This is a genomic window from Pseudoalteromonas sp. OF5H-5 (assembly GCF_021530695.1).
Lineage (GTDB): Bacteria > Pseudomonadota > Gammaproteobacteria > Enterobacterales > Alteromonadaceae > Pseudoalteromonas.
The window spans coordinates 55,983-71,149 of sequence record NZ_JAKGBF010000014.1 but is presented as its reverse complement, the minus strand read 5'-3'; the positions used below and the strand labels follow the sequence as shown (position 1 = coordinate 71,149).

Here is a 15,167-nt window from a genome sequence, read left to right as displayed (position 1 = left end):
AATCTCGGTGAGTAGTTACCTACTCACCTTAATAACACATTACCAAGTTTGCGTAGACTTGAACTTATCAAGAAGCTCTTTAAGCTGCGCTTCGATCTCGGCGTTGTAGTTACCAGTTTCATTGATTTGAGCCATTAGCTCTGCGTACTCGCTCTTAGCAAATGCGATTAGGCTTGCTTCGAAATCAAGGATCTTATTGATTTCGATATCTTTTAGGAAGCCTTTCTCTACTGCAAATAGCGATAATGACATATCAGCAACAGACATCGGTGCGTACTGTTTCTGCTTCATTAGCTCTGTTACACGCTCACCGTGTTCAAGCTGTGCACGTGTTGCATCATCAAGGTCAGAAGCGAACTGAGAGAACGCCGCTAGTTCACGGTACTGAGCTAGCGCTAGACGGATACCACCACCTAGTTTCTTAACAATCTTAGTTTGAGCTGCACCACCTACACGAGATACCGAGATACCAGCGTTAACCGCTGGACGGATACCTGCATTGAACAAGTCAGTTTCTAAGAAGATCTGACCGTCAGTGATTGAGATAACGTTGGTAGGTACGAATGCAGAAACGTCACCACCTTGAGTTTCAATGATTGGCAATGCCGTCAATGAACCTGTTTTACCTTTCACTTCACCATTTGTGAACTTCTCAACGTAGTCAGCGTTTACACGAGACGCACGCTCTAGAAGACGTGAGTGAAGATAGAAAACGTCACCAGGGTATGCTTCACGGCCTGGTGGACGCTTAAGTAGTAGTGAGATTTGACGGTAAGCAACAGCTTGCTTAGACAAATCATCATATACGATTAGTGCATCTTCACCGCGGTCACGGAAGTATTCACCCATAGTACAACCAGAGAACGGCGCTAGGAATTGTAGCGCTGCAGATTCTGATGCAGAAGCAACTACTACGATAGTGTTTGCAAGTGCACCGTGCTCTTCTAGTTTACGTACTACGTTAGCAATTGTTGACGCTTTTTGACCAACCGCTACGTACACACACTTAACGCCTGTGTCTTTTTGGTTGATGATAGCATCGATTGCTAGTGCTGTTTTACCAGTCTGACGGTCACCGATCACAAGCTCACGCTGACCACGACCAACTGGGATCATCGCATCGATAGACTTATAACCAGTTTGTACTGGCTCATCTACTGATTGACGCTCGATTACGCCAGGTGCGATTTTTTCAACTGGTTCAAAACCATCGTTATCAACAGCGCCTTTACCGTCGATTGGCTCACCTAGCGTGTTAACAACACGACCTAGTAGACCACGGCCTACTGGTACTTCAAGGATACGACCAGTTGATTTAACTTTTACGCCTTCTTTAAGGTCAGCGTATGGACCCATTACTACAGCACCTACTGAGTCACGCTCAAGGTTTAGTGCGATAGCATAACGGTTGCCAGGAAGCTCGATCATCTCACCCTGCATACAGTCAGCAAGACCGTGGATGCGGATGATACCGTCGGTAACAGATACGATAGTACCTTCGTTACGCGCTTCACTTACAACTTCAAACTGCTCAATGCGTTGCTTGATCAGTGCAGAAATTTCTGTGGAATTAAGTTGCATGCTCTTTTTCCCAATTACGATTGTAGCGACGTCGCAAGACGATCTAACTTGCCGCGAACAGAACCGTCAATTACGGTGTCACCGGCTTTAATCACTAGGCCACTTACAATGGCTTCGTCGATGCTACAATTCAGCTTAACTTTGCGTGCGAAACGTTTCTCAAGTGCCGCGACCAATTTTGCTTGCGTATCATCTGCAAGCACTGTTGCTGAAACCACATCTACTTCGATTTCTTTGTCATAGTCTGCTTTTAATTCAGCAAACAATTCTGCAACAGCTGGGATGGCGGCTAAACGCTCATTTTCGGCCATCAGCTTGATAAGATTTTGACCTTGTTCGTTGAGTTGCTCAGCACATAACTTGATAATGATTTCAGACTGCTGTGATTCAGTAGCAATGCTACCAAGTAGCGCCTGAACCTGCTCGTCGCTGGTAACTTGACCAGCGAAGAACAGCATTTCATTCCAAGCTTCAACTGTGCCTTTTTCAACGGCAAGTTCAAAAGCCGCTTTAGCGTATGGGCGAGCGATAGTAGTCAATTCAGACATGCTCATACCCTCCTACTTAAAGCTCAGCGACAAGTTTTTCAACGATGTCACTGTGTGTGGCTTGATTGATTTCACGCTCTAAAATCTTCTCAGCGCCTGCGATAGAAAGTGCAGCGACTTGTGAACGCAGCTCTTCTTTCACACGATTGCGCTCAGACTCAATTTCAGAGTGTCCCTGAGCAATGATTTTTTCACGCTCTTGCTGACCACGAGTAGTCTCTTCGTCAACAATCAGCGCAGCACGCTTCTTAGCTTGTTCGATGATTTCAGCCGCTTGTGCTTTCGCTTCTTTCAACTGTTCAGCACCTTGTGCACGTACGCGCTCAAGTTCTTTCTCAGCTTCATCAGATGCCGCTAAACCATCTTCAATTTTCTTCTGGCGAGCTTCAATCGCACCATTTAGTGGTGGCCATACGAACTTCATACAGAACCATACGAAGACCACAAATGCGATTAATTCACCTATTAGAGTGGCGTTTAAGTTCACGACCGCTCCTCCTTACTTGACAGTTGTTCGTTTCAGGTATTTTGCAATATTAAAGAGCGAACAACATGTACATAGCGATACCTACACCGATCATTGCAACGGCATCGATAAGACCAGCTAGGATGAACATTTTAACTTGTAGTGAAGGCGCAAGCTCAGGTTGACGAGCACATGCTTCTAGGAACTTACCACCCATGTTACCGAAGCCTAGTGCAGTACCGATAGCACCAAAACCGATTAGTAGTGCAACAGCGATAAGTTTAATAGCAACTGCGATTTCCATTTTTATCTCCAAAGTTTTAATAGTAAATTAAAGTTTAAGTTTAAATTTAAGTTGTAAAAATCTTTATTATTCAGCTAATTAGTGACTTTCTGTACTAGCCATGCTGAGGTAAACGATAGTCAGCATCATAAATACGAATGCCTGAAGTACGATTACCATAATGTGGAATACTGCCCACACGAAGTGCAGTGGTAACTGCATCAAACCAATTGCACCGATAAGGATGAAGATCATCTCACCTGCGTATAAGTTACCGAACAAACGAAGTGCTAGCGAGAACGGCTTAGCAACCAATGCGATTGTTTCAAGTAGTAAGTTAAACGGGATCAACACTGCCATCATTAGTTTGTTTTTAGAGCTAAATGGGTGCAATGTTAATTCTGCAATAAAGCCACCGATGCCTTTGATTTTAATTGAATAACCGATCATCAGAATAAACACGCCTAGCGCCAGTGCTGCAGTCATGTTTAAGTCTGTTGTAGGTACAATCTTCATGTACACATCGTGTGAATCCATACCAAATGCTTGTTCACCAACAAAGCCAGCGAATGCAGGTAGGAAGTCAACAGGAACTAAGTCCATCAAGTTCATTAGGAATACCCAAACGAAGATCGTTAGGGCTAAAGGTGCAACTAACTTGCTGTTACCATGATAAGTGTCACGTACGTTGGCACCAACGAACTCAACAACCATCTCGATAAAGCACTGGAATTTACCAGGAACACCTATAGTGGATTTTTTAGCGGCACTTCGGAAGATCCATAAAAATATCAGACCTAAACCGATTGACCATGCGAGGGTATCTACATGCCATGTCCAGAAACCACTATCCGCACATGCTTTGTTGAAGGCAAGACCGGCATCGGTCGAGCACATCTTGGCATTGGTCAAGTGGTGCTGAATATGGCTTGATAGAGTAACTTCTTCTGCAGCCATGTTTTATCCCAAAAGTTAATGATTAAAAAAAATCAGGACCAACCATTGTGTCAGCATCACGAGCATATACGCGCCAAAGAAAGGCAGCATCATTACTGAAAAATGCTTAAAAATCAGTGCAAAGAGCACAACAGTTAGCAAAAATTTTAATCCATTTCCTCGTTTTATCGAGGAATATACTTGATTTGCTTTGCTTGCACCCATAAATCGAAAGGCGTAAGCAGCAAATACAAAATTAGGGAGTACCAACACAGCGCCGCCAGCTAATGCTGAAACTCCGGCTTGTACTCCCCAACCTATAAAAACGATTACTGCAGCGACTAATGCTACGATACCCTGAATCAAAACACCTTGTAATGCGGCTCGCCTATATGGACGGGCTAACGAATGAGTCACTTTATATTAACCTTAATGACGTTAAATTTTATCAGGGTATGAAAACTGGCGAAATTATACTTGTTTCTGCTTAATTTGCAACTTGACGAGGCGAAATGTGACGTTTTTTGGACGCCAAATAGGTCAAAATTTGTTAGGGAGGAAGGCTTAAATTAAAGCCTGTACAAGAGTGGCTATTTTTCCATCAAAGTTCTTAGTATTCTCGCTATTTCGCAGCATATCGGTGAGGAAATAGCGGCGCAAAATAAAGCACCGCATTCACGCATTAGTCAATTAGTTAAGTTTACCGTTAGTCAGCTTCATTCATTTCAGAGTTAATACGCCCCAAAATACCATCAAGCTCATCCAGACTAGCATAGGAAATAACCAGTTTACCTTTGCCTTTTTGGTTATAGTTGATCTCAACTTTTGCGCCTAAGTTTTCCTGCAATTGCTGTTCAAGCAGCTTCACATCAGGATCTTTTTGCTTCGCTTCTTTTTTCTCAACAGGCTCTAAAATGGTGCGAACCAGTTTTTCGGTTTCTCTTACGGTTAATCCTTTGGCCACAGCAGTTCTTGCTGCTTCAGATTGCGCTTCACCAGTTAGGGCAAGTAAACAACGAGCATGACCCATTTCTATGTCGCCATGTTCCAACAAGATTTTTACATCATCGTTGAGATTGTTGAGACGAAGTAAATTGGTGACCGTCGTACGCGATTTACCCACCGCATCAGCAACCTGCTGATGCGTGAGTTCAAATTCATTAAGCAATCGATCTAGAGCAATTGCTTCTTCCATCGCATTGAGGTCTTCACGCTGAATGTTTTCAATAAGGGCAATAGCAACAGCCGCTTCATCCGGCACATCTTTGATTAAACAAGGAACGGTATCTTGCTTTGCCAGTTGTGCCGCACGCCAACGTCTCTCACCGGCAATAATTTCAAAGCTTTGCGTGGTAACTTTACGCACAACAATAGGCTGTAAAATCCCCTGTGAACGGATCGAACTCGCCAGTTCCTCAAGTGCCTGTTCAGACATATCTTTACGCGGCTGATATTTACCTGGCTTTAGCCACTCAATAGGTAATCGTTGTAACTCTTGTTCAACCGCCGATTCGGCAGGTGCTTCACTGACTGTCGCAACCGCTTCTTGTTGGTTAGGCACAGGTGCCGCAGCACTTGGATTAGGTTTAGCTGAGCTGAGTAGGGCATCCAACCCTCGGCCTAAACCACGTTTTTTAACCGACATGTTCTTTTTATCCTCTTAGGCAACCGCAGCTGCTTGCTTTTCTTTGCGTCTTAGCATTTCACCCGCTAGCGCTAGATAAGCTTTCGCACCGCTTGATGCTCTATCATAATACATCGCAGGCGCTCCAAAACTTGGCGCCTCCGCTAATCGCACATTACGAGGGATCACAGTCCGGTACACTTTATCGCCAAAGTGTTGTTTTAACTGCTCAGATACGTCGTTAGCTAGACGATTACGCGGGTCGTACATAGTGCGCAAAATGCCTTCAATTTGCAATCCTGGATTCACCAACTTACCGAGTTGGGTAATGGTGTCCATTAAAGCTGTTAATCCCTCCAGTGCATAATATTCACACTGCATCGGAACTAAAACCGCATCGGCGGCAGCCATGGCATTTACCGTTAGCATATTTAATGAAGGTGGACAGTCGATGAATATATACTCATATTTATCTTTTATCGTCTCAAGGGCGTTGCGTAGTCTCACTTCGCGCGCAAACAACTCCATCAGTTTGACTTCTGCCGCGGTTACATCCCCATTGGCTGCGATCAAATGATACTCTCCACTGGTTTCTGTGGTGATCACTTGATCCATTGGCGCTTCTTCGATCAATAGATCATAAACCGTTGCGACATCGGCGTATTTATCAACACCACTGCCCATGGTTGCATTGCCTTGAGGATCGAGATCGATCAACAGAACTTTACGTTTAGTCGCCGCCATGGACGCGGCTAAATTCACCGCAGTGGTTGTTTTACCAACACCACCTTTTTGGTTTGCTATTGCAATGACTCTTGCCACATTGTCCTCGACAATTAATCTTTAGAAAGAATGATTAAATGGCGCTCACCTTCAAGCTTGGGCACCACTAAACTAATATCTTGCGATAAACTCACGCCGTTTGGTAGTTGTTCTAGCTCATCCGCAGGGTATTGACCCTTTAGTGCTAAGAATACACCTTGGTTATCGATTAAATGTGAACACCACTGGATCATATCTTGTAGTGATGCAAAAGCACGGCTGAGTACACCGTCTAATTTAACACTTGGCTGATATTCTTCAACTCGAGACTGCACTGGGGTAACATTCTCAATGCCAAGCCCATGTTTTACCTGCATTAAAAATCGAACTCTTTTACCAAGGCTATCAAGAAGAACAAAATTGATGTCCGGTCTAGCTATCGCTAAAACCATACCCGGTAAACCCGGTCCGGTGCCAACATCAATATAGTTACTGCCCGTTAGGTGTGGCGCAACAACCAAAGAATCCATGATGTGTTTTACCATCATTTCTTTTGGGTCACGAACGGAAGTGAGGTTGTAGGCTTTGTTCCATTTATCCAGCAGCTGGACATATTCGACCAACTGCTGCTTTTGTTGTTCGCTGAGCTCGATAGAGGTATCAGCGAGTAATTCATTCAATTGTTCTAGTAACACAGTGTTCCACTGCTATTACGCCGACTTACGTAATAGCCCTTGCTTTTTCAGATACACTAATAATAGCGAAATAGCAGCAGGGGTGATACCAGAAATACGTGAAGCTTGGCCAATCGTTTGTGGACGAGCATCACTTAGCTTTGCCACAACCTCATTTGACAAGCCGCTTACCTGAGCATAATCAAACTCAGCAGGCAGTAATGTCTCTTCATGACGAAGCTGTTTATTAATCTCATCTTGTTGACGCGCAATGTAACCAGCGTACTTAGTCTGGATCTCAACCTGTTCAAGGGCTGGAATATTATCAAATTCAGATCCTAATCCTTCAATTGCCATCAGATCGTGATAATTAACCTCAGGACGGCGGATCAGATCTTCAAGACTGGCTTCGCGTACCAGTGGTTTTTTCAATAATCCATTTACCGCTTCAAGTGCAGGGTGATCTTTATGGATCCAAGTATTGCGTAGACGCTGTGCTTCTTGTTCCATAACTTCAAGCTTGTTGTTGTATGCAGCCCAGCGTTCATCGTCAACTAAACCTAGTTCGCGACCTTTTTCCGTTAGACGTAAATCCGCATTGTCTTCACGCAGTAACAAACGGTATTCAGCACGAGAGGTAAACATACGATAAGGTTCTTTTGTACCAAGCGTTGCTAAGTCGTCAATCAACACACCGGCATAAGCTTCATCACGGCGCGGTGTCCATGCTTCACGGCCTTGAACTTGAAGCGCTGCGTTCATACCCGCAATCAGCCCTTGGGCACCAGCTTCTTCATAACCGGTTGTACCATTTATTTGACCAGCGAAGAATAAGCCATTGATAAACTTAGTTTCTAATGATTGCTTTAGGTCACGAGGATCGAAGAAGTCGTACTCAATTGCATAACCAGGACGACAAATATGCGCATTCTCAAAGCCTTTAATAGAACGCACGATCTCCAGTTGGATATCAAATGGTAAGCTGGTGGAGATACCATTTGGATACAGCTCGTATGACGTTAAGCCTTCAGGTTCTACGAAGATCTGATGTTTTTCTTTATCAGCAAAACGCACAATCTTATCTTCGATGGAAGGGCAGTAACGCGGACCAATCCCCTCAATCACGCCAGCATACATCGGCGAACGATGTAAGTTATTGCGGATCACATCATGGGTTTTTTCATTGGTATAGGTGATATAACAAGGGATCTGTTTTGGATGATCAGACACTTTGCCCATAAACGAGAAAACCGGAGTAGGGGTATCGCCTGGTTGCTCTTGCATCACTGAAAAATCAACCGTTCTTGCATCGATACGTGGTGGTGTACCCGTTTTTAGTCGATCAACTCGAAAAGGCATTTCACGTAAACGCTCAGCCAAAGCGATAGAAGGAGGATCGCCAGCACGGCCGCCTTTAAAGTTTTCTAAACCAATATGGATCTGGCCACCCAAGAAAGTACCAACCGTTAACACCACTGAAGAAGCGCTAAAGCGTAAACCCATTTGAGTTACGACACCTTTGACCTGATCGCCTTCAACAATCAGATCATCACAAGATTGTTGGAAGATCTTTAAGTTTTCTTGATGTTGCAAAATGTCTTGGATCGCAGCTTTATACAATGTGCGATCTGCCTGAGCACGAGTCGCTCGTACCGCAGGGCCTTTCGATGAATTAAGCGTTCGAAATTGGATCCCACCTTTGTCGATTGCTTTGGCCATTGCACCACCAAGCGCATCGATCTCTTTAACCAAATGACCTTTACCAATCCCACCAATAGCTGGGTTACACGACATTTGGCCTAAGGTATCCATATTGTGTGTTAACAATAAGGTATTCATACCCATACGTGCAGCTGCAAGTGCAGCTTCAGTGCCTGCGTGTCCACCACCAACAACGATGACATCAAAATGTTCATGATAAATCATTTACGGGATCCTACTTAAAACAACCGAGCAAATTTAGAAAGGATGCGTATTCTACCTAGAATTAACCAGAAGTGAAATGGTTAAACTTTGCACAACGCAAAAAAGAGATCACTTAAAATATATAAGGATCTTTTTAAAGATCTTTATTGATCTTACTACTACTGATCCTTTGATCTGTGAATAGTTTTGTATTCCTGTTTAGATCCAACTGCTTAACTAAGATCAATTGGTGTGAATTAGATCGGATCAATGGGCTTAAAACCTTTGATCAACTTGCCACTTTATTCACAGGGCTAGATCTGAATTATTTTATCCAATGGATAAGTAAGCGTAGATCAGCAGTTAGATCATAGGTTATCCACAATACGATCTAAAATAGACTGAATTTGTGAATAACTTCTGTGTATTTCAGTGTCGCGCCGTTAAGCGACACATTCAACAAACTTAGGTAACCAAGCAATAGCGGTATCTTCTGGTAGATCTGGGTGTAAAACATCGATCTTTTCTATGTCTAACAGCTGTGTTGCACCTTTTTCTTTAAGTAGATCAGCAAGATTAATAGCTGCATGATTAAAGGTGTCATAACTTGAATCACCAATTCCCACTACCGCAAAGCGTAACTGGCTTAGATCCGAGCTCGCTTTTAATGCTGATATAAAAGGTAATAAGTTTTCTGGATAGTCACCGGCTCCATAGGTTGATGTCACCACCAGCCAAAGTGCTTGCTGACAAGCTTCAAGCTCGGGTTTTTCATGCAAATTCACGGTATAACCTTGAGATTCAAGCGATTCCATAAGCTGTTCAGCAACGTATTCAGCTGATCCCATTTGGCTGCCTACAATAAGATCTAAAGTTTGCATTGTTACCCTCACCTAAGTCGTATTGCGCGCCATCTTAGCGTTTAACGTGAATATGTAAAGAGGGCTTTGAGGTTATTGGATAAAAATATTTGCACAAATAGTGTGTAATTTTTAGTGTTTTTACTTATCTATATGAAATAAAGACATAAAATAAAATATTCCTAAGTTTAACTCGGTGATTTATTTGTGGATAATCTATGGGATAGCTGAGCCTAAAAATACTTTTTTAAGCCAAGGCTCATGCTTGAAACGGTAAGAACACCGCTGTTTTTGAACAAATTTTGAGGTTGTGGATGAGGTGTTGTGGATAACGATCTAAAAGCTGGAAGTCGATCCAGTCTTTTAGATCTATATAGTTAGATCCATATAATAAAAGAATCTAAAAAAGCGGTCAGATCTTGTGATTTATTTAGTTTGACAGCCAAGTTGTGCGGACTGATTGCTCAAATAAGAAGTCTACAGCATGTTCTTCGAGCAGCCTTCTGGTGACTGATTCTTGTTGTGCTATCACATGATCGCTGAGAGCGTTACCCGATGAGATACGTTTGACTCCTAACTCTGCTAACGCCTGTTTATCACTAAATCCGGGCAACAGCATCACATTGACTGGAATTGAAAGCAGGGCTGTTAGGCGTTTTATCGTCGTGGCGTCGGTTAAACCGGGAATAAAAAAGCCATCGCAACCTGCTGCTTGATAGGCGAGTGCACGCTCATGCAGCGTCGCTTCAGTCCACTGTGGTTGTAAGCAAAGATCGCAACGGGCATTAATAAAAAAATGATCGAAACCATTATGACGTAAAGCTTGTTTGATTGCCTGCAATAACGCTTGGTGTGCCTTTATATCGCGTAAGCTGCTCTGGTGACTGGGCTTGTCTTCAATATTGATACCTGCAACGCCAAGGTCGGCCAATTGGATAATATGTTTGATGATCTGATTTAGATCCGCGCTGTAGCCTGCCTCAATATCAACACTCAATGGAATAGTGATCACCTTAAGGATGGCACTTACTGTTTGTAGTACACGGTCAAATGTGAGTTGTTCTCCATCTTTGTAGCCCTGATGATTAGACATGCCCCAGCTTGTTGTCGCAACGGCCTGACCACCAGCCTGTTCGATGATAAGCGCTGATGATGGATCCCAGCAGTTAGCTAGAAAAAGCGGGGCTGATTGTTGGTGTAGTGCATTGAAAGTTGTAAAAAGAGCCATTTTATTTCTCCTAAGTTGAAACGCTTAGGATACGCAGTGTACGGATGTTGGACTGGCCAGATTTAGCACTTAACGTGATTGGGTAGATTTGCGGTTATCGCTCAGATCCTTATTATAAGTGTGCTGCTCTTTACTTTTTATTAATGTTTATCAAAAGCTTAACGATAAGTTTGATGTTGACCTAGTTATATGGATTCGAAATAATAGTGTTGATATTAAGGAACTACAAAAGGTAAAACATGGATAAGGATCTGCACATTAGTGCTGCTGAAAATTGGTACTCATTTCGTATTAATGCATCTGGAGAGTTGGAATTTAAACGCGTCGCACTGTGGGCTGCTGATAAACAGGGTTCTGTAAGAGGGTTAGTCTCTGGTACTGCCAACAAAAAATTCGCCAACTATTTATACAATGCGCCATACGCACACGGTGGTTATATTCATTGGGATGATATGGCACCCGATCAACAGAAAAAAGCAAAGCAGGACTGTCAAATAGATATCGACAGGTTAAAGGAGCTGCAAGCTGAGGATACGAACGCGTAGCTGCCACTCGCTGTGTTTAGCATTTGCTTGAAATTGCCGCAGTTCACAAAGCTGCGCTTCATTATCTTTTTCTTTTTCTTCTCTATAGCCCGATTAGTGCGGCTATACGTCAAATTCAATTAGAAATAACGACATGAACCAATTCGATAAAAACCAGATAATCACGCTGGATATCCAAAACCCGCAACAAATCAAATTAGCATTAGCTCAGTATATGGCTTTGTTGGACAGCGATAAGGCCTGTTTTAACAGTCAGTTTGATGTTGAGTTTAAGCAACTTGATGAAGCGGGGATGCGCCGTTTGCAACCGCAAGATAGTGGCAACAACCTAAAGTTGCTTCAATCTGCATTAGATTTAGGCCAAGAAGGCGGTGCTCACCACTATGACCACACCATACTTGATGACACCGAAAACTATATTTCAGAGGTCATTTTATTTGCAGCAGCGCTGCAATACCCTGAGATCAAACAAGCCGTTGTAGAAGCCGCCAAGGCAATAGTGGCCTATAGTCGCCGCCAAAATGACACTGATGAAATGTGGCTTGATGATATGCGGGTATTTGGCGTTGAAGCTTTGTATATGCTTGCAAAGACGGATATACAGTACGCCTATTTGCTAGCACAATACTTTGTGCCTTATTGGGATGATGAACATGCATGTGGTTATGAAAGCTATTTAAGTGTATTGCTACACGAGCACGGTTGGCATCGTGAAATGATCAAAGCATTTATTTGGTGTGACAACGATAACTTTAGATCTGGCATGTTCAAAAATGATCAATACAGTGAAGAATGTGACTACCAGCCGCTTGGGGAATATTTACGCGAAAATCCTGAGAGTTATGAGCAATTTAAAGCATTAGTCATTGCACGTTTTCAAGCTGAACCTGTATTGCTTGCCCATGTCGATACCATGTGTGATGAGGATGAAGAAGAAGACCTTAGTGGTCATCAGCCTGTGATCTCTTTGTATCAATCGCTATTCCCCCATAGCTGTTTTTATGACGATGAAGAGGCTAAAGACAGCTTTATGGCAATGTCATTTTTTGGCAGTACCCTCGAAAATGAAGCGTATGATTTACAGCAAAAAGTCCAATCACAGGTTGCAGGCCCATTAGTTAAAATTGCACAGAGTGCCATTGCTGCTCGCGCAAATTATCGTGCCTATCTAGCCAGAGGTGAGCGTAAATATGAGCTTAACTATGGTACTAATTTGCTGAAACCTTTTGTGCTGGCTATGCCCCAAGGCGAAGTATTGTGGCGCTACATTGAAACTGGGGAACCACAAACAGTATTGGAAACAGTCTGTGAAGTAGATGTGCTTGAATTAGCGAAAGTGCATGCCAGTGACATGGCTGAGCATCTTATTGATCAATTGAGTAGTTTTGAGCGCAATAATCAAGGCATAGTCGAGGAGCTGGAGTCGGTGCTCAGCCTTGTGCGAGGCGATCTACTTACAGATCACTTCAGTGAAGAAGCTGAATATACACAACCAAATGGCATGGTGTTGACGCTTGCGGTACGCAACGATGCAGAAAATAACTTACTACAAGCTCGTGCTGAGCAGTACCTTCGCGTGATTGATGTATTTTACCATGCCCTAGGCAAGCGTGAGTTTTGCAAATATATGATGGCATCACTTACCGAAGGTGATGAAGCACTACTCTCCAGAGAAGCCTATTATCAGCGTTATACTCAACTCTCCGTGTCTGATATCAAGAGCGCGGCTGAAAATGCTAAAGCCAAAAATATCCAGTCGATATTTCGTCACTTCACCAACCAAGATGAATTACTGTGTCGCAAGCATCTTAAGTTGGTCGATGAGCATTTCCGCTCATCGCGTGCGCTGTGCCACCCAAAGCAATGGCCGCAATTGGATATGGGATTAATTACACTGGCCAGCTATCACCTGCACAGTGATTATAATCAGCATATTGGCGACGATATTACTGAGGAACTAGCAAATTATCTTAACGACAATCATATTTGGCAACTCGCTGCCCAGCACATAATTCAGAAATGTCATAAAAAGTCCGATCATTATAACCCTGATAACTTAGGATTGTCTGAGGCACAAATAACGTGGATCTGTGATTACTTTACTGCAGACACACCGCAAGATGATTTAAGCAGTTTATTGGCATTAGTGCAGCCGCAGTTGTATCGAGATGAGTGTTGTCGCGGCGATCTTTACCTAAACAAGTTTAGTGAAAAGCAGTCAAGCTATCAGCTCTTTAAAGATTTTGATGATGATTTCCAACGCTTTACCCTAACGGCATTTTGGTTGCGACAGCTACCTTTACCCCTGCAATACAAAGCAGATCGTTTATGGCAATTTATTATTGCACTAGCGCCAGTTAGGGCTGCACGCAATGTGCTTCGTGCTTTTTCGGATGATCATTGGAGCATAGAGTTTGACACTATACTCGATGAAATTGAGGTCTACGAACAGTTAAGTAAAGCTGGAATAGATAGTGGTATACTGAATGCCTATGAAATGAGCAACCAACGTTATAACTCCGAACGCTATTTGAATTGGATAGAGATTTACAGCGAAATAGCCAGTGATGATACCAGCATGTTTGGCAGCATGGGACGTAACAAAGCCAAAGCTATGGAGCAGGGACTCGCATATATCAATGAGCGCACGAAAGTTGAGTTTTTACATCATGTGTCGCTTAAACACCCGGAAGTTGAGCTTGATTTCAGCCATGATTTACAACGCGCGATTGATATTTTTGTGCAATTAAACCTGCACTCTTGGGAGCATGCGTTAGCACAGGAATTAGGTCGTGATTGTCTATATTTCGGTGAAGGTGAAAAGCTACCAAAGAAGCTGCATAAAGCCATTGTAGCGGATAGCCTATCAATACACGATAAACCTTGCCATGTTGATGGTCGAAGTTGGGAAGCGTGCACTGTGTTACAACAGCAAGGAGACAATTACGTTATTGTGATGGCCGATCATGAGGTGCCGCTTGCTTGGTATGAAGAAAGGCTGCCATCTGGGCCGTTACTGATATTTTCAGAGCAGCTTGAGCGTGCGGCTATTATAAAACGCGTGGCTGAGCTGCAAGTGCAGTCCAATCGCATTAACGCGATTGTTGAGCAAACGATGGCTTATCTACATGACGAAGTCGAGTTTGATGTCATGGCTGCGCTGTTTAAAGGGCAAATCTCCACCGAGTTTATGCGTATCGATGCCGATGAATATCAAATGTATAGTCTCCGTCAGTTTGTGTGGATGTTAGATGCTAAGCGTCGCAACAAACTGGTACGTCTGCTTCTTAATCATGACTATCGGGGCTTTAAATTAATTGAAGCGCAAATGGAACAACCTTGGCTATTACATCAATTGGCACACAATGAGATAGATTTTGAAACTTACCTATCGAAAAGCGGTGAATATGAAGGCGAAGCGTCTGAAACCGGCATGGCATTTTTGCTCACCTGGTTATTTGATATCGGCGTTAAACCCGAACATTTGGTGCTGTTTTGTATTAAGCGCAGTCACTTTGACGTATGTCGTGAATTTATCGTGGCACATGCTCGTGGCCAATATGGCAGTTTTAAACAGAGTTTGAGCTATTTATATGCTGATCGCCGCGCTGAACTTCCTGAAATATTCAGCCAAGCAGCAGACGCTGAAGCATTGCTAGCTCCATTAAGAAAAGACAAATCTCGCAAGGTAAAAGAAGCGGTAAACCAATACGTTGGTTAGTGTGTAGTCATACGCCCAAAAAAGGGCGTATAAC

The 15,167-nt window shown here is 43.2% G+C and carries 14 protein-coding genes; 2 read left to right on the top strand and 12 right to left on the bottom strand.

The window, feature by feature from the left end; genetic code table 11:
* Window positions 1–39: 39 nt before the first annotated feature.
* The 12 genes from atpA to L1271_RS18640 form a co-directional block, all read right to left on the bottom strand.
* Window positions 40–1,581 carry a F0F1 ATP synthase subunit alpha gene (gene atpA, locus L1271_RS18695; protein ID WP_235368511.1) on the bottom strand — a complete coding sequence of 514 codons (1,542 nt, stop codon included), beginning with the start codon at window positions 1,579–1,581 and terminating at the stop codon, window positions 40–42.
* A gap of 14 nt (window positions 1,582–1,595) precedes the next feature.
* Window positions 1,596–2,129, bottom strand: a complete 534-nt coding sequence (gene atpH, locus L1271_RS18690; RefSeq protein ID WP_010604141.1) for a F0F1 ATP synthase subunit delta — start codon at window positions 2,127–2,129, stop codon at window positions 1,596–1,598.
* Window positions 2,130–2,145: 16 nt separating this feature from the next.
* Window positions 2,146–2,616 (bottom strand): F0F1 ATP synthase subunit B, encoded by a 471-nt coding sequence (atpF, locus tag L1271_RS18685; RefSeq protein WP_010376882.1) that lies wholly within the window; start codon window positions 2,614–2,616, stop codon window positions 2,146–2,148.
* Between the two features lie 49 nt (window positions 2,617–2,665).
* Window positions 2,666–2,899: a F0F1 ATP synthase subunit C gene (gene atpE / locus L1271_RS18680; protein WP_010376881.1), complete on the bottom strand. Its 234-nt coding sequence runs from the start codon at window positions 2,897–2,899 to the stop codon at window positions 2,666–2,668.
* A 78-nt stretch (window positions 2,900–2,977) separates the two neighbouring features.
* Window positions 2,978–3,835, bottom strand: a complete 858-nt coding sequence (atpB, locus tag L1271_RS18675) for a F0F1 ATP synthase subunit A (RefSeq protein ID WP_010376880.1) — start codon at window positions 3,833–3,835, stop codon at window positions 2,978–2,980.
* A 15-nt stretch (window positions 3,836–3,850) separates the two neighbouring features.
* Window positions 3,851–4,231: an ATP synthase subunit I gene (locus L1271_RS18670; RefSeq protein WP_010604145.1), complete on the bottom strand. Its 381-nt coding sequence runs from the start codon at window positions 4,229–4,231 to the stop codon at window positions 3,851–3,853.
* Between the two features lie 289 nt (window positions 4,232–4,520).
* Window positions 4,521–5,459, bottom strand: coding sequence for a ParB/RepB/Spo0J family partition protein (locus L1271_RS18665; protein ID WP_102057818.1), 939 nt, complete (start codon window positions 5,457–5,459; stop codon window positions 4,521–4,523).
* A 15-nt stretch (window positions 5,460–5,474) separates the two neighbouring features.
* Window positions 5,475–6,260, bottom strand: a complete 786-nt coding sequence (locus L1271_RS18660; protein ID WP_010376876.1) for a ParA family protein — start codon at window positions 6,258–6,260, stop codon at window positions 5,475–5,477.
* Window positions 6,261–6,274: 14 nt separating this feature from the next.
* Window positions 6,275–6,895, bottom strand: coding sequence for a 16S rRNA (guanine(527)-N(7))-methyltransferase RsmG (rsmG, locus tag L1271_RS18655; RefSeq protein ID WP_010376874.1), 621 nt, complete (start codon window positions 6,893–6,895; stop codon window positions 6,275–6,277).
* A 15-nt stretch (window positions 6,896–6,910) separates the two neighbouring features.
* Window positions 6,911–8,800, bottom strand: coding sequence for a tRNA uridine-5-carboxymethylaminomethyl(34) synthesis enzyme MnmG (gene mnmG / locus L1271_RS18650; RefSeq protein WP_235368510.1), 1,890 nt, complete (start codon window positions 8,798–8,800; stop codon window positions 6,911–6,913).
* A 422-nt stretch (window positions 8,801–9,222) separates the two neighbouring features.
* The gene (gene mioC / locus L1271_RS18645; protein ID WP_010604148.1) at window positions 9,223–9,660 is read right to left on the bottom strand and encodes an FMN-binding protein MioC; all 438 of its coding nucleotides are present in this window, start codon (window positions 9,658–9,660) and stop codon (window positions 9,223–9,225) included.
* 409 nt (window positions 9,661–10,069) lie between these two features.
* Entirely contained in the window at window positions 10,070–10,867 is a 798-nt protein-coding gene (locus L1271_RS18640; protein ID WP_235368509.1) for an isocitrate lyase/PEP mutase family protein, read from the bottom strand.
* A gap of 239 nt (window positions 10,868–11,106) precedes the next feature.
* On the opposite strand from L1271_RS18640, the gene L1271_RS18635 reads away from it, so the two are divergent.
* Together L1271_RS18635 and L1271_RS18630 are read left to right on the top strand one after the other, a co-directional pair.
* Entirely contained in the window at window positions 11,107–11,412 is a 306-nt protein-coding gene (locus tag L1271_RS18635; protein ID WP_102057821.1) for a hypothetical protein, read from the top strand.
* A gap of 133 nt (window positions 11,413–11,545) precedes the next feature.
* Window positions 11,546–15,133 carry a hypothetical protein gene (locus tag L1271_RS18630; protein ID WP_235368508.1) on the top strand — a complete coding sequence of 1,196 codons (3,588 nt, stop codon included), beginning with the start codon at window positions 11,546–11,548 and terminating at the stop codon, window positions 15,131–15,133.
* Window positions 15,134–15,167 lie beyond the last annotated feature (34 nt).